General features: G+C 61.7%; 26 protein-coding genes. 17 read left to right on the forward strand and 9 right to left on the reverse strand.

From position 1 onward, the window contains the following. Positions 1-20: 20 nt before the first annotated feature. Together C7I87_RS02675 and C7I87_RS02680 are read left to right on the forward strand one after the other, a co-directional pair. Entirely contained in the window at positions 21-239 is a 219-nt protein-coding gene (locus C7I87_RS02675; protein ID WP_246696162.1) for a DUF982 domain-containing protein, read from the forward strand. Positions 240-261: 22 nt separating this feature from the next. After that, positions 262-591: a hypothetical protein gene (locus tag C7I87_RS02680; protein WP_149902732.1), complete on the forward strand. Its 330-nt coding sequence runs from the start codon at positions 262-264 to the stop codon at positions 589-591. A gap of 214 nt (positions 592-805) precedes the next feature. On the opposite strand, the gene C7I87_RS02685 is transcribed toward C7I87_RS02680, so the two are convergent. Both C7I87_RS02685 and C7I87_RS02690 read right to left on the reverse strand, forming a co-directional pair. Next, the gene (locus tag C7I87_RS02685; RefSeq protein ID WP_188393702.1) at positions 806-1033 is read right to left on the reverse strand and encodes a hypothetical protein; all 228 of its coding nucleotides are present in this window, start codon (positions 1031-1033) and stop codon (positions 806-808) included. Positions 1034-1248: 215 nt separating this feature from the next. Then, positions 1249-1467: a hypothetical protein gene (locus C7I87_RS02690; RefSeq protein WP_149902733.1), complete on the reverse strand. Its 219-nt coding sequence runs from the start codon at positions 1465-1467 to the stop codon at positions 1249-1251. A 211-nt stretch (positions 1468-1678) separates the two neighbouring features. On the opposite strand from C7I87_RS02690, the gene C7I87_RS02695 reads away from it, so the two are divergent. Continuing rightward, entirely contained in the window at positions 1679-3979 is a 2301-nt protein-coding gene (locus C7I87_RS02695; protein ID WP_149902734.1) for an FdhF/YdeP family oxidoreductase, read from the forward strand. A 96-nt stretch (positions 3980-4075) separates the two neighbouring features. On the opposite strand, the gene C7I87_RS02700 is transcribed toward C7I87_RS02695, so the two are convergent. The 4 genes from C7I87_RS02700 to C7I87_RS02715 all read right to left on the reverse strand — a co-directional run bounded on the left by C7I87_RS02700 (position 4076) and on the right by C7I87_RS02715 (position 8772). Then, the gene (locus C7I87_RS02700) at positions 4076-4300 is read right to left on the reverse strand and encodes a hypothetical protein (RefSeq protein WP_149902735.1); all 225 of its coding nucleotides are present in this window, start codon (positions 4298-4300) and stop codon (positions 4076-4078) included. Next, on the reverse strand, positions 4297-4563 hold the full coding sequence (locus C7I87_RS02705; RefSeq protein WP_149902736.1) for a hypothetical protein: 267 nt from the start codon (positions 4561-4563) through the stop codon (positions 4297-4299). Before C7I87_RS02705 ends, C7I87_RS02700 begins: the two co-directional genes overlap by 4 nt. Before the next feature lie 691 nt (positions 4564-5254). Then, on the reverse strand, positions 5255-5632 hold the full coding sequence (locus tag C7I87_RS02710; RefSeq protein ID WP_149902737.1) for a response regulator: 378 nt from the start codon (positions 5630-5632) through the stop codon (positions 5255-5257). Next, positions 5629-8772, reverse strand: coding sequence for a CheR family methyltransferase (locus tag C7I87_RS02715; protein ID WP_188393709.1), 3144 nt, complete (start codon positions 8770-8772; stop codon positions 5629-5631). The genes C7I87_RS02710 and C7I87_RS02715 overlap by 4 nt, the downstream gene beginning before the upstream one ends. A 291-nt stretch (positions 8773-9063) precedes the next feature. On the opposite strand from C7I87_RS02715, the gene C7I87_RS02720 reads away from it, so the two are divergent. Further along, positions 9064-9657 carry a response regulator gene (locus C7I87_RS02720; RefSeq protein WP_188393703.1) on the forward strand — a complete coding sequence of 198 codons (594 nt, stop codon included), beginning with the start codon at positions 9064-9066 and terminating at the stop codon, positions 9655-9657. 36 nt (positions 9658-9693) lie between these two features. On the opposite strand, the gene C7I87_RS02725 is transcribed toward C7I87_RS02720, so the two are convergent. Then, complete coding sequence (locus C7I87_RS02725; RefSeq protein WP_210250612.1) at positions 9694-10722, reverse strand: SDR family oxidoreductase; 1029 nt, start codon at positions 10720-10722, stop codon at positions 9694-9696. 137 nt (positions 10723-10859) lie between these two features. Continuing rightward, complete coding sequence (locus C7I87_RS02730) at positions 10860-11132, reverse strand: hypothetical protein (RefSeq protein WP_149902739.1); 273 nt, start codon at positions 11130-11132, stop codon at positions 10860-10862. Between the two features lie 204 nt (positions 11133-11336). Between C7I87_RS02730 and C7I87_RS02735 the strand changes: the two genes are divergently transcribed. From C7I87_RS02735 to C7I87_RS02775, 9 genes are all read left to right on the forward strand, one after another. Then, complete coding sequence (locus C7I87_RS02735; RefSeq protein ID WP_149902740.1) at positions 11337-12443, forward strand: NAD-dependent epimerase/dehydratase family protein; 1107 nt, start codon at positions 11337-11339, stop codon at positions 12441-12443. Continuing rightward, positions 12440-13519, forward strand: coding sequence for a GDP-mannose 4,6-dehydratase (locus tag C7I87_RS02740; RefSeq protein WP_149902741.1), 1080 nt, complete (start codon positions 12440-12442; stop codon positions 13517-13519). Before C7I87_RS02735 ends, C7I87_RS02740 begins: the two co-directional genes overlap by 4 nt. Next, positions 13516-14808, forward strand: a complete 1293-nt coding sequence (locus tag C7I87_RS02745) for a TIGR04295 family B12-binding domain-containing radical SAM protein (RefSeq protein ID WP_149902742.1) — start codon at positions 13516-13518, stop codon at positions 14806-14808. Before C7I87_RS02740 ends, C7I87_RS02745 begins: the two co-directional genes overlap by 4 nt. Continuing rightward, positions 14793-15893 (forward strand): glycosyltransferase family 4 protein, encoded by a 1101-nt coding sequence (locus tag C7I87_RS02750; RefSeq protein ID WP_149902743.1) that lies wholly within the window; start codon positions 14793-14795, stop codon positions 15891-15893. Before C7I87_RS02745 ends, C7I87_RS02750 begins: the two co-directional genes overlap by 16 nt. A gap of 2 nt (positions 15894-15895) precedes the next feature. Beyond that, the gene (locus tag C7I87_RS02755; RefSeq protein WP_149902744.1) at positions 15896-17026 is read left to right on the forward strand and encodes a CgeB family protein; all 1131 of its coding nucleotides are present in this window, start codon (positions 15896-15898) and stop codon (positions 17024-17026) included. Then, positions 17023-18117: a CgeB family protein gene (locus C7I87_RS02760; RefSeq protein ID WP_149902745.1), complete on the forward strand. Its 1095-nt coding sequence runs from the start codon at positions 17023-17025 to the stop codon at positions 18115-18117. Before C7I87_RS02755 ends, C7I87_RS02760 begins: the two co-directional genes overlap by 4 nt. Beyond that, the gene (locus tag C7I87_RS02765) at positions 18114-19217 is read left to right on the forward strand and encodes a CgeB family protein (protein WP_149902746.1); all 1104 of its coding nucleotides are present in this window, start codon (positions 18114-18116) and stop codon (positions 19215-19217) included. Before C7I87_RS02760 ends, C7I87_RS02765 begins: the two co-directional genes overlap by 4 nt. Positions 19218-19240: 23 nt before the next feature. After that, positions 19241-20287 carry a UDP-glucuronic acid decarboxylase family protein gene (locus C7I87_RS02770; RefSeq protein WP_149902747.1) on the forward strand — a complete coding sequence of 349 codons (1047 nt, stop codon included), beginning with the start codon at positions 19241-19243 and terminating at the stop codon, positions 20285-20287. Between the two features lie 70 nt (positions 20288-20357). Beyond that, on the forward strand, positions 20358-20543 hold the full coding sequence (locus tag C7I87_RS02775) for a hypothetical protein (RefSeq protein WP_149902748.1): 186 nt from the start codon (positions 20358-20360) through the stop codon (positions 20541-20543). Between the two features lie 9 nt (positions 20544-20552). Here C7I87_RS02775 and C7I87_RS02780 read toward each other — a convergent pair whose 3' ends face one another. After that, positions 20553-22295 carry a hypothetical protein gene (locus C7I87_RS02780; RefSeq protein ID WP_149902749.1) on the reverse strand — a complete coding sequence of 581 codons (1743 nt, stop codon included), beginning with the start codon at positions 22293-22295 and terminating at the stop codon, positions 20553-20555. Between the two features lie 176 nt (positions 22296-22471). Here C7I87_RS02780 and C7I87_RS02785 point away from each other — a divergent pair, with 176 nt between their 5' ends. The 4 genes from C7I87_RS02785 to C7I87_RS02800 are packed head-to-tail and all read left to right on the forward strand — an operon-like array spanning position 22472 to position 26086. Then, positions 22472-23575, forward strand: coding sequence for an inositol-3-phosphate synthase (locus tag C7I87_RS02785; RefSeq protein ID WP_149902750.1), 1104 nt, complete (start codon positions 22472-22474; stop codon positions 23573-23575). Continuing rightward, on the forward strand, positions 23572-24168 hold the full coding sequence (locus C7I87_RS02790; protein WP_149902751.1) for a histidine phosphatase family protein: 597 nt from the start codon (positions 23572-23574) through the stop codon (positions 24166-24168). Before C7I87_RS02785 ends, C7I87_RS02790 begins: the two co-directional genes overlap by 4 nt. 14 nt (positions 24169-24182) lie before the next feature. After that, positions 24183-25283: a CgeB family protein gene (locus C7I87_RS02795; protein ID WP_149902752.1), complete on the forward strand. Its 1101-nt coding sequence runs from the start codon at positions 24183-24185 to the stop codon at positions 25281-25283. After that, a complete protein-coding gene (locus tag C7I87_RS02800) occupies positions 25283-26086 on the forward strand; it encodes a sugar phosphate nucleotidyltransferase (RefSeq protein ID WP_149902753.1) in 804 nt (267 codons plus the stop codon). The genes C7I87_RS02795 and C7I87_RS02800 overlap by 1 nt, the downstream gene beginning before the upstream one ends.

Consider the following 26086-nt stretch of genomic DNA (forward strand, 5'->3'; position numbering starts at 1 on the left):
GCGATAGGGTTGTGGTCTCTGTGTCCGATGCCGCCGAAGTGCTGCTGCGGGACTGGCCAGAGCCGGCGTCCGAAATGCGTCTCGCAGCGATCAGGGCGTGTCTTGCGGTGATACGCGGAGAAAAGCCTCCAAGGACCGCACGGCAGGCGTTCATCGTTGCGGCCAAAGACGCCAGGATCCTGCTTGGCGAACAAATCGGACCTTTGACGCGGTGCGTTACGCAGCCGCGGATTCGATAGGGTCCCGTTTGAAGGAGAGGTCATGGCCAAGATGTCAAAACCCACGCCTGCCGCCACCAGAGGCGAGGTTCAGTCAGGAGCGACGCAGGACAAAACCCCGGGATTCGATCCCGCCATTGCTCCGCTGGAGACCGATGCCGAGGCGGCCGATACGCAAAATCCGATTGCCGGGGCAGAGCCACCACGTACCGGCCGGCCAAAATTCGAGAACGACACCAGCTTCGCCAATGCCATGCGGCCGGTCGAAAGCGAACCGGAACTGCGGCCCGGCAGCAACTGGCCGCTGTTGGTCATTGCAGCTGTCGTTTTGGTAGCGGCCGCGGTCTTTCTGGCCGCGAGCCTGATGCGCTGAGACACTGCGAGGCGCGTTGGGCCGTCAGTCCGTCCTGATCACCGCACCGACGTGATGGATTGCTGGCACCGAGGATTCCGTAATGATCTCATAGCCTGGATAGCGGTCCTGCCAGTCGCGATCATCGCGGCTTGGTTGTGGGTCGGCAGCCGTAGACCGGGCAACGAACGCGGGACTCAGCCCGCGCCCCACGCGATAGACCAGAACGGCTAGTTTAATCCTGCTCGGCTGGGCCTGCAGGGTTGTCGTTCCTGTATTCGCGGATCAGCCCGAGCACCTGACTTCTCACTGTCTCGCGCGCTTCGGGCTGAATGAAAGGCATCAGCCGGTCTACGGTTTCTACCACCGCCGGCGGCAGATCCGCAACCGCGTCGGTGAGCTCGCTACCATGTTCATACATGTTGTCCGTCAGCGTTTTGTCCAGATCGGAAAGGATGCCCATCAGCACACCCCAGGTCCGTGTTCTCACCCTCTAATAACGGCCATCCGGCAGAGATGTTCCGACGCAAGCGTTACGGACGGCTGAGACATCGCTTCCGATGAGCCTTCTTACCTGATCGGCGTTCTCGTGCTGGTAGCCCTTTCGATCCGGTTGTCCGTCTCCGGTTCCTGCTGCTGCAGGGGCCCCGATTCCTGCTGCTGTTTTGGGGCCGTCAATCACTGCTGCCCCGGCATCTCAGTATTTTCCTTAGGATTTTTCTGGACGCCTGCGGCCGGTGAAGTATCCGCCGGCGCATTGCCGCCCTGGTTCTGCTCAGGGGCTCGTTTCAGGGGCGAAGTGCGCCAGCCCATATCAACGTAGTGAAAGCCGATCAGGAAACCGACGATAATGACCGCGGCTATCACCAGCGAGATTACTGCGTTGCGTCGCTCCATCCTGCTGCTCCCTTCGCCTGCCGAACAGCCAATGACGAAAATGGTTCCACACGCGGGTGCGAACCGATGTCGAAGCACCGTAATCGCCCGTGCCAGCCTGGCAAGTCAGCATTGAGCGCGGTCGGATACGCAACCGACACTGGCTTCGCTGTCTCGGGAACAATCAAGGAGAGGCGAGGTTTGGTATTCGCATTCGCAAGGACGAGCTGGCATGAAACCTGCCGTTACCGACCACGTCGAAATCAAGAAATACGATCATCCGACGGGTGGATGGGGATCCTTGTCCTCCTTGATCCGCAAGGCATACGGCGAAGGCCTGCTGATGTCAGGAATATGGAGCACGCTGCTCAAGCAGAACAAGGCAGACGGCTACATGTGCGTTTCCTGCTCATGGGCCAAGCCAGCGGAGCCGCGGCCCTTCGAGTTCTGTGAAAACGGCGCCAAGGCCACCCTCTGGGACCAGACCAAGCTGCGCTGTGGCCCCGACTTCTTCGCACGACATTCGGTTACCGAACTGCTCGATTGGCCGGATCGCGACCTGGAAAAGCAAGGCAGGCTCACCGATCCGCTGCGCTACAACGCCGTCACCGATCGCTACGAGCCGATTTCCTGGGATGAAGCCTTTGCCGAGATCGGCATGGAACTCCGGCGCCTCGATCCGAAGTCGGTCGTCTTCTACACATCCGGCCGGGCCTCGCTGGAAGCTTCATTCATGTATCAGCTCTTCGCACGCGTCTACGGTTCGTCGAACCTGCCCGATTCTTCCAATATGTGTCACGAATCGACCTCCGTCGGACTTCCCGAGTCGATCGGCTCGCCGGTTGGGACAGTGCAGCTCGAAGACTTCTCCAAATGCGACATGATGTTCTTCTTCGGCCACAACACCGGCGTAACGGCGCCGCGGCTGTTGCACCCGCTGCAGGAAGCCCGCCAACGTAACGTGCCGGTGTTTACCTTCAACCCCTTACCGGAGCGAGGGCTCGAGCGCTTCAAGAACCCGCAGGATCCCGTCGAGATGTTGTCGCCGGGGCCTGGCACCAAGATGTCCAGCGACTTCTTCCAAGTCCGCAGCGGCGGCGACATCGCCGCAATGACCGGCATCGCCAAGGCGGTGCTGGCACTCGACGACGCCGCTCGGCAGCATGTAAATTCACGCGTCCTCGACGTCGAGTTCCTCGCCGAACACACGCACGGTTTTGCCGAATTCGAAGCCTATTTGCGCGCGGCCGAGTGGAAAGACATCGTCGCACGGTCGGGCATCGCGCGAGCGGATCTGGAGCGTGTTGCGGAAGTCTACAGCCGCTCCGACGCGGTAATCGGCAATTATGGGATGGGTCTGACGCAACACAGGCACGGGACCGAGAATGTCCAGATGCTATGCAATCTGCTGCTGATGCGCGGCAACATGGGAAAGCCCGGCGCCGGCATCTCGCCGCTTCGTGGTCACTCCAACGTCCAGGGCCAGCGCACGGTGGGCATATCCGAAAAGCCAGAGCTCGTTCCACTCGACAAGATCGCCGAATTCTATGCCTTCGAACCTCCGCGCGAGAAGGGCCTCGATACGGTCGAGACCTGCGAAGGCGTCATTGCCGGCTCGGTGAAGGGCTTCATCGGCCTGGGAGGCAATTTCGTCCGCGCGGTGCCCGAAACCGGCTTGGTCGAGAAAGCCTGGCGGCGACTCGGCCTGCATGTCGAAATCGCGACCAAGCTCAACCGCAGCCATCTCATCCCTGGGGCGGTAACTTATCTGTTGCCTTGCCTTTCGCGGCTCGAGAGAGACCGGCAGGCAAGCGGCGATCAAACCGTTTCCATGGAGGATTCCACGGCCTGTATCCATGGCTCATTTGGATCACGCCCCCCAGCTTCGCCAAATCTGCTTTCAGAGCCGAAGATAGTGGCCGAGTTGGCCAAGGCCACCGTACCGGGGTTGAGTTCAATCCCTTGGGACGAGTGGGTTGCCGATTACTCGCGCATTCGCGATGATATCGAGCGCTGCTTTCCCCAACATTTTCGCCAGTTCAACAAACGGTTCCTGACGCCGGGAGGATTTCATCGCGACATCAAGGCATCGAAGCGAATTTGGGAGACGCCGAACAAGAAGGCCAATTTCAAGCTGCCGACGACGCTCGAGACAAACCCCGACATCGATATATCGGGGCGCAAGGTCCTGACGCTGATGACGGTGCGTTCCAATGACCAGTTCAACACGACTGTCTACGGTTACGATGACAGGCTGCGCGGCATCCATGGCACACGCATGGTCTTGCTGATGAACGAGGCCGACATCCAGCGGTTCGGATTGAGTGCGGGGCAGCAGGTCGATCTTGAAACCCATGCGGATGACGGCGTGGAGCGGCGCGTGCGTGGCTTGCGGGTGACACCCTATTCCGTGCCTGAAGGCAACTGCGCCGGCTATTACCCAGAGCTCAATCCCCTGGTGCCTCTCTGGCATCGCGCCAAGACGGCTCACGTGCCGGCCGCGAAGTCGGTTCCGGTAAGAATTATTGGCTAAGCCAGAGCGGGCGTCCCCTTTGCAGCTTGGCTACGATGCGCGCCGACGGCATGAACCTGGGCAGGCAGCGGAGCCAACCCTGACCGCGGCTAGCCTCTAACCGCCAGATGGCTTTGGCGATGCCGGCTGGGTCGGCTGCGTGCCCTGCTGGTCCCCGCCCGTACTGGACTGGGCCGTCGGATTGGTATCCGTCGTCGGGTTTTTGTCGACCGGCTGGCTGTTCATCGTGTCCGTCTTGGATTTGACGGGGTCGGCATTGTTGTTGCAGGCCACCAAGCCGAGCAACGCCGCTACCGCACACAGTGACAACATCGCTCTCATGCCGGCTTTTCCTGGCTGAATTCGGGTGAAGCTGCCTCCAGGTGACCTATCCGGTCGAAGCGCACGGAAAGCCCCTGCTTGACGGCGCTTCTGGCCAGCAAATGATCCAGTTCGGTGTCTTCAATCGGGCTCCGAACAACCTGACGAATGGCTTTGCACGCGAGCTCGGTGGAGACAAAATCATACCTCCTGCTTCTGGCGAGAACATATTGTTCGACCAGCATCTTCACGCGCCTGAGCGCGATCTCATCGGCATAATGCATTTCGTTTCGTTCCTCCTGCGGGCCGAACTGCCGAACCGGTGCGTTGTTCCACCTCAATTCGAAACATGACCGCTAACCCAACTGAAAGCCCGCGCCTCCCACCAGGGAGTTGCGCGGGCTGATCAGGCTGAAGGGAACCCGATCGTGCCGCGTCAAACAAGGGGAGCGACGACGCCGCACGACACCGAACTTGCATCGACCGCAGTTGTTCCACTTTGCCCTCTTCGGGTTGTCGCGGCTGAAGGGAAAACCCACCTTTGGCCAAGGTCCGGAAGAGTGAGATCGACCCGTCCTTTGTGATCACGCAACCGATTTCGAAGCGGGACCCGCCCTCTGCAAGACGTCTCGCGACAGCAGGACGGCCGCGTCAAGGTGGTCATGCGAACGCATGACTGATCCACCATACGGGCCCTCGAGGCGCTCGTGCGGCTCTCGGCAGCGTGGTGTCGCTGCGGTCTCGGAACTTTCAATCGTGCTCGCGATTGACCTGCCTGCCGCACCCAAGGGGCGATGCCAACGACACGGACCTGGTGCAAGCCGGTGACGCCTAAGACCGCCGGCGCATCCCCGTCATCGAGCGTTCCGCTGGATAACCCGGTCCAATCGAAATGCCGACGGGCCACGCCAGGCGAGCACCCCGCCTAGGCCCACCGACAAACCGCTGGATTGTCCGCAACGGGCTGGCTTTAGGTCACGACCGTTTCCTGGCTGCGCGAAGCGACGCAAGGTCGGCCACGGCGGTGAGGATGGTCGCCTCGCTTGCGGGTTTTGCCACGAATTTGCAGTTTCGAAACGAGGCTGGAACGTCGCGCTCCCCAAATCCCGTTACGAACGCGAACGGAGTATCGCGAGCCAGCAAGACTTCCGCGACCGGCAGGCTGGACTCAGCGTTGAGTTGAATATCCAGCAACGCCACGTCGACCTTGTCCGCCTCGACAAGTTGAAGCGCGGCGGCAACGGTCGAAACAGGGCCGACCACCGGATAGCCCGCAGTACGTAGCACAGACGCGACGTCCACCGCGATCAGCCACTCGTCCTCCACCACCAGAACGCGAGGTCTATCGCTCACGGCGCGTTCCCATGGTTTGCCGAAAAGGCGATTTGGACCTCGAGACCGTCCTTGCGGAAGTAGGTCTCGACATGACCGCCGAGTCTGTAGCCGATTTCCCCCTTCAACAGGTTCAGGCCAAAGCCTTCGTTCAACGGCTCCTTGACAGGAGGGCCGTCCTTTTCGCGCCAGGCAAGCCTGAAACTGTCACCATCGACCGCCCATTTGACGCCGATCCTGCCTCGGGGCTTGGACAAGGCGCCATACTTGGCCGCATTGGTGGCCAGTTCATGGATGGCCATACTGAGGGAAAGCCCCTGTTGCGGGGCGAGCTTTACGTCGTCGCCATCAAGTTCGACCCGTTCGATGCCGAACGGTTCGAGTTCCTGATGGAGCAATTCCATGACCGACGCCTCCTTCCACCTTTCGCGGGTCAGCAGTCCGTAGGCCCGGGACATAGCATGCAGCCGACCGATCAATGCGTCCGCGAACGCTTCCTTCGTATCCGAACTGTCCCGCGTGCGGCTGGCGATGCTGGCGATCACCGCCAGCATATTCTTGACGCGATGGTTGAGCTCCGAGATGAGCACTTGCTGATGCTCTTCCGCGCGCGCCAGGGTGGTAACGTCCACCAGTGTCACCACGACGCCCTGTATCCTGTTGCCCTTGTCCCTGTAGGGGTTGATGCGGACCAAGTGAAACAGGCCTCTGGCATCGCGCGCAAGATGGTGGTTCAGGGTCTCGCCTGTCTCGAACACTTTGTCGATGTGCAGCTTCAACTCGGGATAATCGAGTTGGCTCGACAGATCCGTCAGCGGCCGGCCGACGTCGGAGGGGCGGAGACTGAAGAAGGACGAGGCCGCCGGCGTGAAGGTCCGCACCACAAGACTGCGGTCGAGAAAAATGGTTGCGATATCAGTGCTTTCGAACAGATTCCGCAAATCGCTGTTGGCGTGATCGAGCTCTTCTATCTTGCTGGTCAACTCCGCGTTGATCGTGTTGAGCTCTTCATTGAGCGACTGCATCTCTTCCTTGGAAGCTTCAAGTTCCTCATTGGTGGATTGCGCCTCTTCATTGACGGAGACAAGTTCCTCGTTCGAGGATTTCACCTCTTCGAGGGCCGTCTCGTATTCCTCTATGGTGGATTGAAGACGCTCTCTTGTGTCGCGCAGTTCCCGCTCGAGATCGGCGGTGCTGTCGCTGTCACGACTGCCGCCGTCCTCATCGGATCGGGCCTGCGCCGGTCCCGACGGCTCGAACAGGACAAGATAAAGCGGCTCACCATTGCCCTTCTCGGCAAGCGGTTCGATCGTCAGCCTGATCGGTTGCACGCGTTCGTCGTCTTCCTCGACGGCGAGGTTGTCCCGCACAACCGTGCGGCGTGTCGTCGTCGCCTCCCTCAATGCGGCGCGCAGGTCCAGCCGGAGCCCGCGGCGCGCCATCGTCAGCAACTGCCGGCTGGGGATACCTTGCGGCGCTTCGAGGTATCTGCCGGTCCTCGCCGAATAGTAGACGACGTCGCCTTCGGCGTTGACGAGGACATGCGGCGGCGCGAATCGCTCCAACACCTGCGCCTCGACAGCCTGACGCAGCGGATAGCCGACAGTTCCCTTCTTCAAGCCAGCGGTTTCGGCGGGAAAAACGCCGGAAGGAACATCGCCGATCAGGGCCGGCAGCCTGATGTGCGGCGAGATATGCTCCCGTGCCTGGAAGAGGCGATGTTTCTTGTCGACCGTGGCAAACAGACTTTCGTGCTGCCCGACGCTCTCAGACGTGCCGAGGAAAAGATAACCACCGGGCTTCAGCGCATAGTGGAAGACAGGAAGAACGCGGCTTTGAATGGCTGGGCCGAAATAGATCAGCAGGTTACGGCACGAAACCAAGTCCATGCGCGAGAAGGGCGGATCGCGGATGACGCTGTGTGGCGAGAAGATGCACAGTTCCCGGATTTCGTTGCTGAGGACGTAGCTTTCGCCATCGCCGTTGAAAAACCGCTGTTTGCGTTGCGGGGAAAGTCCTTGCATCAACGCTTCGGGATAGCGTGCCGCGCGCGCCACCGCCAGCGCCGGCTCATCTATGTCGGTGGCGAAAATCTGGACGCGAGGCACGGCCGAAAGCGTTTCCATGTGTTCACGCAGCAAGATGCCGATGGAGAACACCTCCTCACCCGTGGCGCAGCCGGGAACCCAGACCCTGACGGTATCGCTCGCCGTCTTGCCGTCGAACAGCCGTGGGATGATCTTTTGTTCGAGCAATTCGAAGGCGTCAGGATCGCGGAAGAAGTTGGTGACATTGATCAGCAGATCGCGAAACAGGTCCATCACCTCGCGAGGGTCCTTCTTCAGCCAATCGATATAGGCGCCGATGGATTGAATCTGGGCGATCTGCATGCGCCGCTTGATCCGGCGCAGGAATGTCTTGGTTTTATAACCTGAAAAGTCGTGACCGGAGTGGCTGCGCAAGATTCCGTATATCTGTTCGCGGACCTGATCCATGTCGGCCGTATGGACGTCCTCTTCATTCGCCAGCCCGTTTAGCGTGTCGAAGCCGCGGGTGTAAGCCTCCAGCTTCGCCCCAATCTCCTCGGCGGGCACGGCGACGTCGATGAGCCCGCTGGCAATGGCGCTCTGCGGCATATCGGGATTGCGCGGACCGTACCCGTCAGGCGCTTGCGCCACGGTGAGCCCGCCCCGCTCCTTGATGGCCTTGACGCCCAAGGTTCCATCGGAGTCACCGCCCGACAGAATTACGCCGACCGCGTATTCGCCCTGGTCGTCGGCCAGTGCGCTGAAGAAGATATCGACGGGTTTACGCTCCTGGGTGAGCCCATTGGGCCGCCTCAGGTGCAGCACGCCGTTTTCGATGACCAGAGTGACGTTTTCCGGCATCACATAGACGTGGTCGGGTTCAACAACCACGCCATCCTCCACCACCACGACAGGCATGTCGGTGTAGCGGTCGATAACCTCATGCAGCAGGCTGTTGCGCTTGGGGCTGAGGTGCGTGATGATCACGAACGCCATGCCGGGTTGGCTGGTGAGGCCCTTGAACAGCCCCTCCATCGCGGGGATGCCGCCTGCGGAGGCACCAATGCCAACGACGGGGAACTTGATCGGTCGGGCTATCACGGCATCTTCCCCTTTCGCCCGACCGATATGAATCCATTCTGATCCGACAGAGCACGACCATATAACGCGCAAGGACGGTGGAACAAGACGGCGGGGATGACGTTGACGCCAATATCCGTGGTGGTTCAATGACAAAACGATCTGCTGACTTGAAACTCCTGGCACCGACCGTGCCGGGAGCGCCTCAATTAATCGAAGGTCTCGACAGGCCCATCCCAGACCGCATGCTGGTGCTTGCGAAACGATTGCAGGCGGCCCTGGATGACAGAAGATGGGAAACACCCTGTCTGCATCCTAAACTCCGTTCGAAGAAGGGATGACGGCGTGCGCGAACTGCGGGGGCTGCATATTCTGATCGTCGAAGACGAATGGTCGATGGCGGGAGATCTCGCACGGTTTTTCAGCAACATGGGCGCTATCATCCTGGGCCCCGCGGCAACCGTCGAGCAGGCGTCTGAACATACCGATCGGGCTGAAGCTGCAATCCTGGATGTCAATCTCAACGGCCGACGTGTGTTTCCGATCGCGGACAAGTTGATGCGCCGCGGTATCCCCTTCGTGTTCTTCAGCGGCGACAACGACATCGCCATTCCCGAACATCTCCGCTATGTCAGCAATTTGCGAAAATCCTCGGGCAGCCAAGCCGTGTTCAATGCCCTTTTTCCGCAGGCGTCCGAGCGGCCGGGCATCTCCGTTCCATCCTCGCCCGACGATATCTTCGCGCTTTTGCCCAAACTGCGGCTTGCGGCACGTCTTCTGCTGGGAGACGTCAACGCATCGGACCGGCTGGTCGAACAGACCCTCGAGCAAGCGATCCGGGACGTCGACCACAGGCAGCTTGGCCAGTCCACCGAAAATTGGCTCAACGGCATCATGCGAGAGGTGGCGAAAGCCCGTGGCGCAAACCTCATGCATTGAAATTGTCCTCCTGGCCCGAAGTTTTGACCAACCCGGTCAAGGCCCGCCGCGCCCGCCCACTGCTCCGTAGACCTGGCCCGTGGCGTAGCTGTCTTCCTGCGAGGCCAGCAGCACGTAGATCGAAGCCAGTTCGCCGGGTTGTCCCGGCCTGCCCATCGGCGTATCGGACCCGAAGTGCGGCAGCTTGTCGGGAAATTGCCCGCCGCTCGGCTGCAACGGCGTCCAGATCGGGCCTGGGGCCACCGCATTGACACGAATGCCCTTCTTGGCCACCTGCTTGGCAAGGCTCTTGGTGAAATTCATGCCGCACGCCTTGGTCATGGCATAGTCGACGAGTGACTCGTCCGGATCATATGCATTGACCGAACTGGTGATAATGATCGAGGACCCCGCGTCCATGTGGCTGAGCGCAGCCTTGGTGATCCAGAACATGGCATAGACATTGGTCTTGAAAGTCCAGTCGAACGCTTCGGTGGTTACGTCGGCAAGATCCTTCTGAGGATGCTGGCGCGCTGCATTGCTGACCAATATGTCGAGGCCGCCGAGTTGCGCTGCGGCGTCATCGACCAGCTTCTTGCAAAACGCCTCGTCGCGAATATCGCCCGGCAGCGGCACCGCCTTTTGCCCGGCCGCCTCAATCAATTGGACAACTTCCCTGGCATCGGGCTCTTCAGCCGGCAAATAACCGAATGCAACGTCGGCTCCCTCGCGGGCAAACGCAATAGCCGCCGCTCGCCCCATGCCGGAATCGCCGCCTGTAATGAGGGCCTTGCGACCGGCGAGCCGGCCTGACCCTTTGTAGCTTTTTTCGCCATGATCGGGCCGTGGATCCATCTTGCCGGCAAGCCCCGGCCATTGCTGCAGCTGAGGCTTGAAGGGCGGTTGCGGGTACTGCGTCGTCGGATCCTGCTTCAGAGGCGACGAGGCCACGGCGGCGTTGCTCGCGGCACTGGCCTGTTGCACCTGGGTGGGCATTGCAAAAGCCGCCAGCGCACCGGTCGCCATCCCGCCAACCAGCCTCCGCCGGGATGTGCCCGCTGGGCGTGGGCTGCGATCGTCCGTCATATGCAACTCCTGTGTTCCGGCGCCTGATCCTGCGGATCGAGTCCTAGCTCAGTGCCCGAAGCAACGGGGTCATCGATTGTTCCAGCGAATTTCAAGATTTTCTGGGGTCCGACAGGGTCGGACCCAGGCCAGCCTTCTCAACCCTTGCGATCACGCTCGACGAATTTGTTGAAGCGGCTGGCCTTTCCGTCCCTGGTCTTTGCCTGATACAGGAAGGCCAGATCGTTTTCGTCGAATATCCGGAAGAACTCGTCCCAATCGACGGGGTCGAATGCTTCCTCGGGCTCGCCGAAGTCGATCCGCAGTATGCCGCCCTCGCCCTTGGTGCGAACCACCGCCGGCCGGCCCTGCCGCTCCTCGGCCCATTTGCGAATTTCGTCGTGATTGGTGGTCGTTTGAGACTGAGACATTGAAATCTCCCTTGATGATTGGCTTCGCCGTAGGGGCGTCATGGCGGCTTCGAGCGCTCTAACAGCTTACCGGCGGCAATGTTCCAGCATCGCGGGCCGATGGCGATGCGCTCGCTTCCGCGAAAGGAAGTTTGTTGAAGCACGGGGAACAAACCTTTTGCCCAGAAGTTCGGGGCGCCAAGGTCACTTGTCCGAGGAGTCGTCGTGAAACGCATATTGGTTACAGGAGGCTGCGGCTTCATTGGTCGACACGTCACACAAGAACTCATCGCTCACCATTTTTCGGTTCGCATTCTTGACGCCCTGCTGGAGCAGGTGCATGCGGGCGAGGCGGTTGCGCTTCCTGCCGGAGCCGAACTGATCAAGGGCGACATCCGCGACCGCGAGGCCCTTGCCGAGGCGCTGGAAGGCGTCGACGCGGTCATTCATCTGGCGTCGGAAGTCGGCGTCGGGCAATCGATGTACGAGATCGCGCGCTATGTCGGCACAAACGATCTCGGCACGGCGACGCTGCTCGAGGCGCTGATCAAACATCCAGTCGAGCGGATCGTCGTCGCCTCCTCGATGAGCGTCTATGGCGAAGGCCTCTATGCCACGCCCGATGGACGGCGCATCGACAATGCCAGGCGCAAGGCAAGCGACATCAAAAGCGGACAGTGGAATCCGTTGTCGCCAGAAGGCGAGCCCCTTTCGCCAGTGCCGACGGACGAAGAAAAACCGGTCGACCTCGCCTCGATCTATGCGCTGACAAAATACGCGCAGGAACGCGCCGTGCTGATCTTCGGCGAAGCGTACGGCATCGATGCGGTTGCGTTGCGCCTGTTCAATGTTTTCGGCGCCGGCCAGGCGCTGTCGAATCCCTATACCGGCGTGCTGGCCAACTTCGCTTCACGTCTGGCCAATGGGCAACGTCCGATGATCTTCGAGGACGGCGAACAGAAGCGCGATTTCGTTCATGTGCAGGACGTCGCCCGCGCCTTTCGCCTTGCGCTGCAGCAACGGCAGGCAAAGGGGCACGTCATCAATATCGGCAGCGGCCGGGCTTATACGATCAGCGAAGTCGCGCGATTGCTGGCGGAGGCCATGGGGATCCCGAACCGATCGCCCGAGCTGCTCGGCAAGGCGCGCTCCGGCGACATCCGCAACTGTTTCGCCGATATTTCCAAGGCACGTGAGCTGCTGGGTCTCGAACCGGGGCGCCGATTGGAGAATTCTCTCGGCGATTTCGTCTCCTGGGTGCGCAACACGACCGCCGTCGACCGCGGCGCCGAAATGAAGCGCGAGCTCGAAGAGCGCGGGTTGGTGTCATGAGCCCGGGCGCACGCAACCGTCGCGACGCCCCGGTCGCCATAGTCGGCGGCAGCGGCTTCATAGGATCAAACCTGGCCGACAGCCTGTTGTCGGACGGCGAGCCGGTGCTGGTGGTCGACAATTTCAGCCGTCCCGGCGTCGAACAGAACCTTGAATGGCTGACCCAGAAACACGGTGATCGCGTTACCGTCGAGACAATCGATGTGCGGGACGCCAACACGTTGGCACCCGTCTTGATGAGATCGAAGGCGATTTTCCATCTGGCCGCGCAAACGGCCGTCACCACCAGCCTGGTCCGGCCGGACGAGGATTTCGACATTAATCTTCGGGGAACGTTCAACGTGCTGGAAGCGGCGCGGCTGAGCGGCGAGCACATCCCGGTTGTTTTTGCCAGCACCAACAAGGTCTACGGCAGCCTTCCCGACGTCGCGGTTCGCGAGGACGGCGACCGCTACATAGCGTGCGACAGCGCCATCCAGGCCGGCGGCATCGATGAAGCCCGCCACCTGGATTTCTGCACACCCTATGGCTGCTCCAAGGGAGCGGCGGACCAGTATGTGCTCGACTATGCCAAATCCTACGGCATGCCCACGGCGGTGCTGCGGATGAGCTGCATCTACGGACCCCGCCAGTTTGGAACCGAGGACCAGGGCTGGGTAGCGCACTTCCTGCTCAGCGCCCTGGCAGGACGGCAAATCACCATCTACGGCGACGGCAGGCAGGTGCGAGACATCCTGCATGTCGCCGATGCGGTCGCCGCCTACAGGGCCGTGCTGGACCGGATCGACATCACCAAGGCCCAGGCATTCAATCTTGGCGGTGGGCCCGAAAATGCGCTCAGCCTGCGTATGCTGTTGAGTGAAATCGGCAGTCTGACTGGCCGCGAGCTCTCGGTTCGCCACGACGGGGAACGGACCGGCGACCAGCCGTTCTTCGTCGCCGATACCCGCAAGATCGAGACCGCGCTTGGCTGGAAGGCACACGTCGCTTGGCGCGAGGGCATTCGCGATCTCGCCGACTGGCTGCAGCACCACCGGCTCGAGGCCCGACCCGAAGCCGTGAGGTACGTCGCATGAGGATCGCGCTGGTCAACCCGTCCTGGATGTACGAAGACAGCATCTATTTCGGCTGCCGCCAGCCGCATCTGCCGCTGGAGTTCGGCTATTCGAAAGCCCTGCTCGAAGCGGCCGGCCATGAGGTGCTGCTGCTGGACGGCCAGTTGCAGAAGCTTGACAACGCAGGGCTCTGCGAACGTGTGGCTGATTTCGCGCCGGCAATGACGGTCGTCAGCACCGCGCCGACCTATCTGTTCTGGCGCTGCGCACCGCCGGAGTTGCGCGTGCCGGCCGATTTCCTCAATCGTCTCGCCGGGCGCGGCGGACGCACGGTCGCCGTCGGGCCGCATGGTTCGGCCACGCCGGCGCCGACTTTGCGCAAGCTTGGCGTCGACATTGTCGTGCGCGGCGAATGCGAGGAAGTCGTCGCGGATCTTGCCCGGCGCGACGATTGGAACGCGGTGCCTTCGACCGCTTACCTGCGGGACGCCAAGCTGGTTTCGACCGGCGGCGTCCATGCCAGCTTGTTTGTCGATCATCCGCCGCTTGAATGGCCATCCGACTGGATCGCCGCCCATTCGCATCACCATCACAGGTTCGATGACCAACAGCATGGGTTCGGGGCCGAGGTCGAGGCATCCCGCGGCTGTCCGTACAATTGCAGCTTCTGCGCCAAGATCGATTTCCGCGATGCCTATCGCCGCCGAAACCACGAAGCGGTGGTGGCCGAAATCGATCGTCTGATTGCCCAAGGCGTCGGCTACATCTACTTCATCGACGAAATCTTCCTACCGCAAAAAGCGTTGCTGGACGCGTTGGTCGCGCGCGATGTGAAATTTGGCGTACAGACCCGCATCGATCTGTGGAAACCCGAGCTCCTGGAATTGCTGGGCGCGGCGGGCTGCGTCTCCATCGAAGCCGGCCTCGAAAGCCTGACGGTGGAAGGGCGGGCGATGTTGGCCAAGCGCTGCCGGCTGGACACCGAGGAACTGGCCGCGCTGCTGGTCAAGGCCAGGCGCCACGTTCCCTTCGTTCAGGCAAATCTAATCGGTGTCGTCGAGGACGATCCTGCCCTTGTCGATTACTGGCGAGCCCATCTGATCGACAATGGCGTGTGGGCCAATGAACCCGTACCGCTTTATCCTTATCCGAGTTCGCCCAGCTATCGCGAGCTTTGGGGCGAACCCGATGATCTGGCCTGGGAGCGCGCCCATGACCATTACCTCGCATCGTTCCAGAAGTTCAGCGACATCCAGGAAAAGCGCCCGCGTCCGCTGGCGGAACTGGAGGCGGCATGTTGCGGACACTGAGGCCGCGCAGGCGCCGCATCCTGATGACCGTCGATGCCATGGGCGGAGTATGGCGCTATGCGCTTGATCTCGGCCGGGAGCTGGTCAAGGGCGGCGACAGCATCGTGTTCGCCGGCCTGGGGCCGCGACCATCCAGGCAACAGGCCGATGAGGCGCGGTCGTTCGCGACGCTCATCTGGCTGAACACTCCGCTGGATTGGATGACCCATGACGCCGGTGATCTCGACGCTCTCCCGGGGGAATTGCATGCGCCGCTACGTGACCACGCCATCGACCTCGTCCATCTCAACGCGCCGACGCAGGCAGTTGGGTTGGATGCTCCCTGCCCTGTCATAGTGGTCTCGCATTCATGCGTGACGACATGGTTTCGCGCCGTCAGGGGACAGGCATTGGATAGCGCATGGACCTGGCAGAAAGAGCGCAACAAGCGCGGCTTCGACAGCGCCGATGCCGTCATCGCGCCGAGCCGCAGCCATGCAGAGCTGCTCGAGACCTGCTATGGCCCGATCGCATGCCTCCACGTCGTTGGAAATGGCGCGCGTCCGGTCCCAGGTGTCGAACACCGCCAACTGCTGGTCTTTGCCGCCGGCCGCTGGTGGGACGAGGGAAAGAACGTGGTGGCGCTCGATCAGGCCGCCTCGTTGACGCAATGGCCCGTCTTTGCAGCCGGTTCGCTTCACGGCCCGAACAGCGAGCGCACCACCGTCAACAATGCCGTTCCTCTCGGAGCACTGCCGCATGACGAGGTGCGCTCCCTGATGGCCCGCGCCGGTATTTTCGTGTCTCCCTCGCTCTACGAACCGTTCGGCCTGGCGGCGCTGGAAGCGGCTATGTCGGCAACGCCCCTGGTGCTCTCTGACATCCCGACCTATCGTGAATTATGGGACAAGGCCGCGATGTTCTTCGATGCGCGCGACCCGCATGATCTCGCTGCCTGCATCAATCGTCTTTCCAGCGATACCGAGCATAGGCACGAGCTCGGCCGGGCAGCCCTTCGCCGAAGCCGCAGGTACACGTTGGGGAGGCAGGCAGCGGCGATGCGCGATGTCTATGAAAAGGCGGCGCTAGCCGCGGCGGAGCGCTGATCATGCGCTTTTTGTTCTACACTCACTCGCTCGTCTCCGACTGGAACCACGGCAATGCCCATTTCCTTCGGGGTGTCATCCGGGAGCTGGTGGGGCGTCGGCATCAGGCCATTGCTCTTGAGCCGGCGGACGGCTGGAGCCGGTCGAACCTGCTGGCCGAGAAGGGATCCTACGCGATCGAACGCTTCCGCAAGGACTTCCCCGAATTGATGCCGGTGACCTATGATACCGGGTTCGATCACGAGGCCTGGATCGCCGAGGCCGACGTGGTGATCGTCCACGAATGGACCGACCCGCAGCTTGTCGCTCGCATCGGCCGTGCCCGGGCGGGTGGCGGCAACTTCATCCTGCTGTTTCATGACACCCATCATCGGGCCGTGTCGGCCACGGAGGCCATTTCGGCGCTTCATCTGGAACATTATGACGGCATTCTCGCTTTTGGCGAAGCATTGCGCGAAAGCTACCTGCGCGCCGGCTGGGGTAAGCGTGTCTTCACCTGGCATGAAGCGGCTGATGATCGGCTTTTCAAGCCGCACCCGGAAATCCATCGCACTTCCGATCTGGTCTGGATCGGAAACTGGGGCGACGACGAGAGGACGGCCGAAATCCGGGAGTTCCTGATCGAACCGGTGCGCGATCTCGGTCTTCAGGCCACTGTTCACGGTGTCCGCTATCCCAACCCGGCACTAGCCGATTTGGCAGCCGCCGGTCTGCGCTACGAAGGGTGGATCGCCAATGCCGACGTGCCGAAGGCGTTCGCCGCGTATCGTGTCACGGTGCACATTCCGCGGCGCCCCTATCGTGAATACTTGCCCGGAATTCCGACAATCCGCATGTTCGAGGCACTCGCCTGCGGCATCCCGTTGATCTCGGCGCCATGGTCCGATGTCGAGCAGCTTTTCAGGCCCGGCGTCGACTTCCTGTTTGCCGAGGATGGCTCGCAAATGCGGCAACACCTTCGGGCGGTGCTGGCCGATCCCGATTTCGCGGCCTGCCTGGTGGCCTCGGGTCTTGAGACCATCCGCTCGCGGCACACCTGCCGTCACCGCGTCGACGAGTTGTTCGACGTGCTCTCGCACTGCACGAACCGGCATACCGCCCACACGACCGCCGCAAAGGAAGCCGCCGCATGAAGATCGCATTCTATGGATCGAGCCTTTTGTCGTCCTATTGGAACGGTGCCGCGACCTATTATCGTGGCTTGCTGAAGGCGCTTTCCAAACTGGGCTACGAAATCACCTTCTATGAGCCCGACGTTTATGACAGGCAGAAGAACCGGGACATCGAGGCGCCGGAATGGTGCACCGTCGTTGTTTACGAGGCGACCGGGCATGCGATGATGCAGGTGGCGGCGCGTGCCGCCGAAGCCGACATCGTCGTCAAGGCGAGCGGTGTCGGCTTCGAGGACGAGGCGCTGCTGCGCGCCGTGCTCAACCACGCCCGGAGCGACGCGCTGATCGTTTTCTGGGACGTGGACGCGCCGGCCACGCTCGCCCAGTTGCGCAACGAGCCGGACCACCCGCTGCATCGTGCGCTGCAAGAAATCGATCTTGTGTTGACCTATGGCGGCGGCGATCCCGTGGTCTGGGCCTATCGTGCCATGGCCGCGACCGAGTGCGTGCCAATCTACAATGCCCTCGATCCCGGAACGCACCACCCGGTCGCCAGCAATGCGCGTTTTGCTTGCGACCTGGCGTTCCTGGGAAACAGGCTGCCGGATCGTGAAGCGCGTGTCGAATCGTTCTTCCTCGATCCCGCGAGCCAACTGCCCCAACAACGTTTTCTGCTCGGCGGATCTGGCTGGGGCGACAAGCCGCTCCCCGCCAATGTCGACTGGCTCGGCCATGTCGGCACTCGCGATCACAATGCCTTCAATGTCACGCCGAAGGCCGTGCTGAACATCAGCCGCGACAGCATGGCCGCGAACGGGTTTTCACCAGCCACGCGTATCTTCGAGGCGGCAGGCGCCGGCGCTTGCCTGATCACCGATGCCTGGCTGGGCGTCGAGCAGTTCCTGAAACCCGGCGAGGAAATCCTTGTGGCGCGCGACGGCGGCGACGTCGCGGAGATCATGCAGGCGCTGACCCCTAGTCGGGCAAAGGCAATTGGCCAGGCCGCACTTCGCCGCGTTCTTGCTGAACATACCTATGCACTGCGGGCGGCCGTGGCCGATACCGTCTTCAAGCGGCATTTGACGCGCGGGACCGTGGAGGCGGCCGAATGACCAAGAAGCTGGACATCGTCTTTCTCGGCCTGTCGCTGTCCTCGTCCTGGGGAAACGGCCATGCCACCACTTTTCGAGGTCTGCTGAAAGGCCTCCACCAACTCGGCCACCGCGTGACTTTTCTGGAGCGCGATGTGCCGTGGTACGCCAACCACCGCGATTTGCGCGATCCAGATTTCTGTGCCTTGCGCTACTATGAAACCGTACAGGAACTGCAAGGCGACTATGCACGGTGCCTGCAACAGGCCGATGTCGTGGTGATCGGTTCTTTCGTGCCGGAAGGGCGCGCGGTCATCGACATCGTCGCTTCCCTTTGCAAAGGACAACTCTGCTTTTACGACATCGACACGCCTGTGACCCTGGCAAAGCTGTCGGCAGACGATTGCGACTATTTGAGATGGCGCCAGATCCCTTACTTCGACATCTATTTCTCTTTCACCGGCGGCCCGATGCTTACCGATCTGGCGCAGACCTTCGGCGCACGCCGCGCCGAACCGCTCTACTGTTCGGTCGATCCGGAACGGCACTACCGCACCCCGGATCCGATCCGCTGGGACCTCGGCTATCTCGGTACTTACAGCATGGACCGACAGGCCACGCTAAATGCGCTCCTGCTCGAGCCTGCACGGCGCATGCCGGATCGGCGTTTCATCGTGGCCGGCTCGCAATATCCCTCCGACATCGAGTGGCCCGACAATGTCGAGCGCATCGAACACTTGCCGCCGGCCGATCATGCCGCATTCTACAGCCGTCAGCGCTACACGCTGAACGTTACACGTAGTTCCATGATTGCCGCGGGATGGTCGCCCAGCGTGCGCCTTTTCGAAGCCGCCGCTTGTGGCACGCCGATCATTAGCGACCGCTGGCCAGGGCTCGACAGTTTCTTTCCCGCATCAACGATCCACACGGCCAAGAAGCCGGATGATGTCGTCGCCATCCTGGCTCGGGAATCGGCTCGGACACGTCTCGCCATGGCCGACCGGGCATGCAAACTCGTCCTTTCCTCCCACACCGGTGTGGCCCGGGCTCGCGAATTCATCACGGCGCTTACGCAAAAGGGGGCGGTGGTCCTCGATCTCGATATCGGAAGTGCAGCATGACTGGCAGACAGGAGAAAATCGCGATGCGACAAACAAAAAAAGCGCAAAGGGCAAAGACGGTGCTCGTCGCTGGTGGCGCGGGCTTCCTCGGTTCGCATCTTTGCGAAGCATTGTTACGCGATGGCTGGCGCGTGATCTGCGCCGACAATTTTCTTACCGGTCGCATGGAGAACCTCAACGCGATCATGGACCAGCCGGGTTTCCGGTTGATCGAGCAGGATATCTGCCGGCCATTGGACCTTGGTGAGCCAGTGGACCGCATCTTCAACCTGGCATGCGCCGCCTCGCCTCCGCGATACCAGGCCGATCCGATCCACACCACGCGAACCTGCGTCATCGGAACGTTGAACCTGCTCGAACTCGCCGCCCGGTACGATGCCCGATTGCTGCAGGCCTCCACGAGTGAAGTGTATGGCGATCCGGAACAACATCCGCAGAGGGAGGATTACGTCGGGCACGTGAACTGCACCGGCCCGCGCGCCTGCTACGACGAGGGCAAGCGCACCGCCGAAACACTTTGCTTCGACTATCTGAGAGCCGGCAAGGCCGACGTTCGCGTCGCGCGTATCTTCAACACCTACGGGCCGAGAATGGACCCGGCGGACGGTCGCATCGTATCGAACCTGATCATGCAGGCCCTTGAGAGACGCCCCCTGACGATCTTCGGTGACGGCCTGCAGACGCGATCTTTCTGCTACGTCTCCGATCTGATCGGTGGATTGATGCGTCTGATGGATATCGATCCCAATCCGGGCAAGCCGATCAATCTGGGCAATCCTGGAGAATTCACCATCATGCGACTGGCGGCATTGGTGAAGGCGATGACCGGCACCAAATCGGAGATGACGTTTCTGCCGCTGCCGCAAGACGATCCTCGACGCCGGCAGCCAGACATCTCGCGCGCAAAAGCGCTTCTCGGCTGGGTGCCGAGAGTGCCTCTCAACGAGGGGCTCGCGCAGACGATCGACTATTTCGCGTCGCTTGAGGGCGGACCGATCGGCGGTGAAATAGCAGGTCGCGCCACAAGGGCGATGCCCACGTCAGGCGGGCTGCAGAACCTCCCTGCCTGACGGCGGACCGCGGTCGTTTCGATATCCTGCGAAACATCCGCTCAGGCTTTCAGACATGGAGGACGTCCTCATGCAACCCAAGCGATCCTCTGCCGATATCGACAAGATGGCGGAACGGGAGACGGCTGCCTATTTGCGGCGAGCCTCGATCACCTATCTGGAGTGCTGCATCAGCCTGATGATGACGCATCTGCAGCGGGAAGAAGTGGTCACTATTCTCGAGCAGGAAGCAGACATGCTGCGAAGGCTGGATTGATGGGCACTGTCATGCCCCGGCCTTGTCCAGGAACCGTCTCAGTCCTGCCTGGTACCGGTTTGCCGTCTTCGTCAGCCTTGCTTTCTCCCCTCCACTCTCGGCTTGGGCAGCCAAGCTCCACAGCCCGAGCTGGAAGGCCAGGTAGCAAGGTTCGAAATAGCCGATAAGTCCGGCGTCGACGCGGTCAGGCATACCGCCGATCAAGGTCGCCGCTTCGCTCTCCGACAAACCATATTCGGCGCAGGTGCCGGCAATGTCCCATTCTATCGGCTGGCAGCCGATCAGATCGTGTCCTCGGCAGTGGTCGACAGCATCCGTCTTGATCAGCGCGCCATCGGAACCTACCAGAAACTCCCAAGGGTGAAGCCTGCCGTCGATCTCGACCCGTTCCAGCACCTGCGGGGGCGTCGGCTTCGAGAACCAGGTTCGCAGCCTCGCCGCCTGGTTTTCGCCCAAAGCCTCGGATGCATTGTGAACGGCCATCCGCGCGAGAGCGGACAATGATGCACCCGGTTCGTGGGTTCGCAGATTGGTCGCACGCCAGGCCAGGTAGCGTGTGAGCTCCGCGACAAGTCTCTGTCTGGGCAGCGGCCGCTGATCCATCGTGGTGCCGTCGTTCCACCGCTCAACCAGGAAACCGTGGCAGAGGCCGACGACTTGCGATCCGAATCCGGCCTGATGCAACATCGTGGCGGCTCGTATCTTGCGCATCCCGGTTTCGCCGAGGCCAACAAACTTGACATACCAGCGATCTTGACCCGCGGAGGCAAGGAACTTTCGCCGCTCGGTACAGCGTGCGCTCGGTGGCCAGCGCCTGTCGTCGGTGTAATGAAAGGTCCGCCACGCGCCGCCAGATATTTCGGTCAAACGCAATTCCGGTCTGCCGACCGCCTCGGCCACCCAATCGCGCAGCGCTGGAATTCGCGTGCTTTCGGGGAAGGTGCGGTCAAACGTCAACGCCACATGTTTGCGGCAGCGTGCCCATGTCTCCCGAATGTCCTGCGACGCTTCGGCGCCCGGCTCGCCCGAATGGCTGGGGAACAGGTGAATGCAGCCCGTTTCGATCCCCAGGTCCCGCAGCCAGGTGACGACTGCGTGGATCGAACTTCCCGACAGGCCGGGACCTTCGTCGACGACAGCGAAACGAGCCGACGGCTCGTTCCTCCAGGCATCGATCAACCGTGGATCGGCCTTGACGTGCCGACGGAAAGGATGGCCGATCGGACGCAGGCTGATCGGCGCCGGCGCACCGAGCGCGGCGGCCACCATGGCCGCAAGCCCCAGGCCGATGCTTCGGATGCCGATCACGCATGTGTTCGCATCAAGACCCGATCCCTGCGCCGCGCCCAGATAGCTCTCTGGATAAAGCGCATAATGCGCGTAACCCTCGGCAGATCCGGTCAAAACCTCTGCCTTGCAATCGAGAGCGGCCAGCATCTGGAGAAGTCGCGGGGCAATGTCACCGTCCACGCCGAAACCGCTTCGCCATGACTTCGCCACCTCTGCCGCAAGCCCGACCAACAAGTTGGCGCCTTGCTGTTGCGACGGCGAATTGGTGTCGACGCCCCGGGCCTTGAAGTCGGCATCGGCGAGCCCCTGAACCAGTTCCGACACGCTGACGAACAGCCCGACCAACGCAGCATGGCGCTGGATGCCGCGAGACATACGACCGAGGCTTTGGGCCAGTTGGATCGTTGCCTCTTGAAGCTGTTGCGCACTCTCGCTTCGCTTGTGGTCGCCGTAAACGATCATCTATCGATTCCCAATGCTTGCCGTGCAGCCAACGTGGCGGGTGCAGCTTCGATCCAGGCCGCCCCATGCAATCTCTCGGCCAGCCCCGCAATTTTTCGACGGCCAAAGGAACATTCCGGCACGGTGGCGGTTCGGCGCAAGGAACTTACCTTTGAGCAGCATAGGACGGCAGTTTCGTGGGATCGAAAAAAGTTCGTGTTGGTATCGTCGGAGTCGGCAATTGCGCATCCTCCCTGGTGCAGGGCCTCTCCTATTATCGCCACGCAAAAAGCAACGAGCCGATCCCGGGGCTGATGCATGCCGACCTGGGTGGCTATCACGTCGACGACATCGAAATTGTCTGCGCGTTCGATGTCGCCAAAAGCAAGGTTGGCCGCGACGTCGCGGAGGCGATCTACGCCGCTCCGAACAACACCTTCCGCTTTGCCGAGGCACCGACGACCGGCGTTCGCGTCGAACGTGGACCGACGCTTGACGGGATCGGCAAATATTTGCGCGACGAGATCGAAGAGGCACCCGAACCGGTTGCCAATGTCAGCGAGATCCTGCGCGACAGCGGAGCCGATGTGCTGGTGTCCTACTTGCCGGTGGGTTCGGAGGAGGCGACGCGCTTCTATGCCGAATGCGCGCTCGAGGCCGGCTGCGCCTTCGTCAATTGCATACCGGTTTTCATCGCCTCGCGTCCGGAATGGCGCCGGCGCTTCGAACAACGCGGGCTGCCGCTGGTCGGCGACGACATTAAGAGCCAGGTCGGCGCGACAATCGTGCACCGGCTGCTGGCCAATCTCTTTCGCGAGCGCGGCGTGCGCATCGATCGCACCTATCAGCTGAATTTCGGCGGCAACACCGATTTTCTCAACATGCTGGAACGCGAGCGGCTGGAATCGAAGAAGATCTCCAAGACGCAATCGGTGACCAGCCAGCTCGATGTTCCCCTCGAGCCGGGCAACATTCATGTCGGACCGAGCGATCATGTGCCTTGGCTCACCGACCGAAAATGGGCCTACATCCGCGTCGAAGGAACGACCTTCGGCGGCGTGCCGCTGAATGCTGAGCTCAAGCTGGAAGTGTGGGATTCGCCAAATTCAGCCGGCGTCGTAATCGACGCGGTGCGCTGCGCCAAGCTGGCGCTCGACCGCGGCATCGCCGGCGCGCTGACAGGCCCTTGCAGCTATTTCATGAAGTCGCCTCCCGAACAGTTCACCGACGCCGCGGCCCGACAGCGCACGCTCGCCTTCATCGCCGGCAAGGACGATCCTTTGCTGGATGCCGCGGAATGACGACGACATTCTTTTTGATCCGCCATGCGGCGCACGACAATGTCGGCTCCTATCTTGCCGGGCGCATGGCCGGTGTCTGCCTCGGCGAGGCCGGCAAGGCTCAAGCCGAGCACCTTGGAGGCCGCATGGCCCGAGAGACGATCGCGGCGATTCTATGCAGCCCGCGCGAGCGCACGCAGGAGACGGCGCTGCCAATCGCTCTCGCTTGCGGTGTCGGTGAAATCGCGATCTGCGCCGAACTCGACGAGATCGACTTCGGCGACTGGTCGGGCAAGACCTTCGATGAACTGAACGAGGACGCCGGTTGGCGTGCTTGGAACGACCAGCGGCAGGAGGCCAGGACGCCCAGCGGCGAGACCATGCTGGATGTCCAGCAGCGCATCGTCTCGCTGATGAACCGCGTGCGCGAGCTGCATCAGCACCAATGCGTCGCCCTGATTAGCCACGCCGATGTGATCAAGGCCGCCGTCTGCAAGGTGCTTGGCTTACCAGTCGGCGAGTGCTTTCGCTTCGACATCGATCCCGCCTCGATCACGACGATCGCGTCGGGCGACTGGGGCTCAAAGCTTCTGCGATTGAATGAAGCTGCCTGACGAGGAAATTCCCGATGCGGATGGTCATTTTCGGTCTCACCGTTACATCTTCATGGGGGAACGGCCATGCCACGCTGTGGCGCGGGTTGATCCGCGCCCTCGCCCAGCTGGGCTGGTCCATCACCTTTTTCGAACGCGACACTCCCTATTATGCGGGGACCCGTGATCTGGATCAGCTCGACGGCGGCAACGTCGTGATCTATCCGGACTGGGAGGACATCCGCCGCGTTGCCGAGCGGGCGATGTCGCAAGCGGATGTCGTCGTCGTCACCTCCTACTGCCCTGACGCCGTTGAGGCTTCGCGCCTGGCCCAGCAGGCAAGTCGCGGGCTGCGCGTCTTCTACGATCTCGATACTCCAGTCACGCTTGCCCGCGTCGAGCACGGTGAGCGCCCGCCCTATTTCGGGCCAGAGGGTCTTGCCGACTACGACCTCGTCCTGAGCTACACCGGCGGACCGGCGCTCGAGGCGCTGAAGACGGTGCTGAGCGCGCGCCGCGTGATGCCGCTCTACGGGCATGTCGATCCGGACCGGCACCGGCCGGCAGAGAAGCGAGCCGAATTCGCCGGTGATTTGTCCTATCTCGGGACCTATGCGGCGGATCGCCAGGCCGGCGTCGAAAAGCTGCTGGTCCGCCCGGCCGTGCGCCTGCCTGATCAGCGCTTCATCATTGGCGGCGCACAATATCCGCAGGAATTCCCGTGGAGCGAGAACATCTTTTTCGTCAGGCATCTGCCGCCCGCCGATCATCCGGCGTTCTTCTCGTCGTCACGGCTGACGCTGAACGTCACCCGGGAAGCCATGGCACAAAAGGGCTGGTGCCCGTCGGGACGGCTCTTCGAAGCGGCCGCGTGTGGGGCTGCCATCGTCACCGACGCATGGCCAGGCCTCGCGGACTTCTTCGAACCCGGCCGCGAAGTCCTGCTTGCGCATGACACGGATGACGTGGTCGCCGCGCTGCAATTGCCGGAGCTCGAGCTCGACGGCATCCGAAGGCGTGCTCGCGAACGGGTCTTGAGCGAGCACACTTCCGCCAGGCGCGCAGCGGTTCTGGATAAAATTCTGGCCGATGCCTCGCAAAATCCGGTCGGCGAACCGATGAGGGAAGCAGTCTGATGTTGGGCATCGTGCCCGCTGCCGGACGTGGCAGCCGCATCCAACCGCTCGGCTTCTCGAAGGAGCTGCTGCCGGTTGGCAGCCGAATCGACGGCCAGACCGAACGTCCCTGCGCGGTAAGCGAGTATCTGGTGCGGCGCATGGTCCAGGCCGGCGTCGATAAGATTTGCTTCATCATCGGATCGGGCAAATCCGACATTCTCGAATACTATGCTGCCGGCTATGGTGAGGCGGCAGCGCTCTTTGTGGTGCAGCCCAACCCCGTCGGTCTCTGCGATGCGATTTTCCGGGCAGCGCCGCTCGTGGCGCCCGACGAGGTCGTCCTGGTCGGCCTCCCAGATACGATCTGGTTTCCCGAGGACGGGTTCTGTTATTTGCCTGACGATCAGCTTTCATTTCTACTCTTCCCGGTTGATCGCCCGGAATTCTTCGACGCCGTCGTCACCGAGGATGACGAGCGCGTTATCGAAATCCAGGTCAAGCGACAGGATGCCTCCACGAACTGGGTTTGGGGCGCGTTCAAGATGCCCGGCCAGATCCTGCATCGGCTTGCGGTACTCTGGCGCGAGCGGGAAGGCCGTGACGAATACATCGGCACATTGATCAATGCCTACCTTGCGGCCGGCGGTGTGGCCTACGGTATTAAAGCAGGGTCCGCCTATGTCGATGTCGGCACTTTCAACGGCTATCGCACAGCCCTGCGGTTGCTTGAAAACGGCGTTCCATCCGCTCATCACCAGCCCCCAACGATAATGCCCGGCGCGCATTCGCATGTACCCGTCGTTCCGGGCGAAGGAGCGTGA

Source organism: Mesorhizobium sp. SARCC-RB16n, from assembly GCF_008520305.1.
In the GTDB taxonomy this organism is placed as follows: Bacteria; Pseudomonadota; Alphaproteobacteria; order Rhizobiales; family Rhizobiaceae; genus Mesorhizobium.

Excerpts from the sequence above, each read along its gene's own strand:
- C7I87_RS02730 (WP_149902739.1), bottom strand. The coding sequence starts at position 11,132 with ATGTCTCAGTCTCAAACGACCACCAATCACGACGAAATTCGCAAATGG.
- C7I87_RS02800 (WP_149902753.1), top strand. The coding sequence starts at position 25,283 with ATGTTGGGCATCGTGCCCGCTGCCGGACGTGGCAGCCGCATCCAACCG.
- C7I87_RS02780 (WP_149902749.1), bottom strand. The coding sequence starts at position 22,295 with ATGATCGTTTACGGCGACCACAAGCGAAGCGAGAGTGCGCAACAGCTT.
- C7I87_RS02770 (WP_149902747.1), top strand. The coding sequence starts at position 19,241 with ATGCGACAAACAAAAAAAGCGCAAAGGGCAAAGACGGTGCTCGTCGCT.
- C7I87_RS02705 (WP_149902736.1), bottom strand. The coding sequence starts at position 4,563 with ATGCATTATGCCGATGAGATCGCGCTCAGGCGCGTGAAGATGCTGGTC.
- C7I87_RS02680 (WP_149902732.1), top strand. The coding sequence starts at position 262 with ATGGCCAAGATGTCAAAACCCACGCCTGCCGCCACCAGAGGCGAGGTT.
- C7I87_RS02790 (WP_149902751.1), top strand. The coding sequence starts at position 23,572 with ATGACGACGACATTCTTTTTGATCCGCCATGCGGCGCACGACAATGTC.
- C7I87_RS02740 (WP_149902741.1), top strand. The coding sequence starts at position 12,440 with ATGAGCCCGGGCGCACGCAACCGTCGCGACGCCCCGGTCGCCATAGTC.
- C7I87_RS02745 (WP_149902742.1), top strand. The coding sequence starts at position 13,516 with ATGAGGATCGCGCTGGTCAACCCGTCCTGGATGTACGAAGACAGCATC.
- C7I87_RS02755 (WP_149902744.1), top strand. The coding sequence starts at position 15,896 with ATGCGCTTTTTGTTCTACACTCACTCGCTCGTCTCCGACTGGAACCAC.
- C7I87_RS02690 (WP_149902733.1), bottom strand. The coding sequence starts at position 1,467 with ATGGAGCGACGCAACGCAGTAATCTCGCTGGTGATAGCCGCGGTCATT.
- C7I87_RS02795 (WP_149902752.1), top strand. The coding sequence starts at position 24,183 with ATGCGGATGGTCATTTTCGGTCTCACCGTTACATCTTCATGGGGGAAC.
- C7I87_RS02700 (WP_149902735.1), bottom strand. The coding sequence starts at position 4,300 with ATGAGAGCGATGTTGTCACTGTGTGCGGTAGCGGCGTTGCTCGGCTTG.
- C7I87_RS02760 (WP_149902745.1), top strand. The coding sequence starts at position 17,023 with ATGAAGATCGCATTCTATGGATCGAGCCTTTTGTCGTCCTATTGGAAC.
- C7I87_RS02775 (WP_149902748.1), top strand. The coding sequence starts at position 20,358 with ATGCAACCCAAGCGATCCTCTGCCGATATCGACAAGATGGCGGAACGG.
- C7I87_RS02725 (WP_210250612.1), bottom strand. The coding sequence starts at position 10,722 with ATGACGGACGATCGCAGCCCACGCCCAGCGGGCACATCCCGGCGGAGG.
- C7I87_RS02695 (WP_149902734.1), top strand. The coding sequence starts at position 1,679 with ATGAAACCTGCCGTTACCGACCACGTCGAAATCAAGAAATACGATCAT.
- C7I87_RS02765 (WP_149902746.1), top strand. The coding sequence starts at position 18,114 with ATGACCAAGAAGCTGGACATCGTCTTTCTCGGCCTGTCGCTGTCCTCG.
- C7I87_RS02750 (WP_149902743.1), top strand. The coding sequence starts at position 14,793 with ATGTTGCGGACACTGAGGCCGCGCAGGCGCCGCATCCTGATGACCGTC.
- C7I87_RS02685 (WP_188393702.1), bottom strand. The coding sequence starts at position 1,033 with ATGGGCATCCTTTCCGATCTGGACAAAACGCTGACGGACAACATGTAT.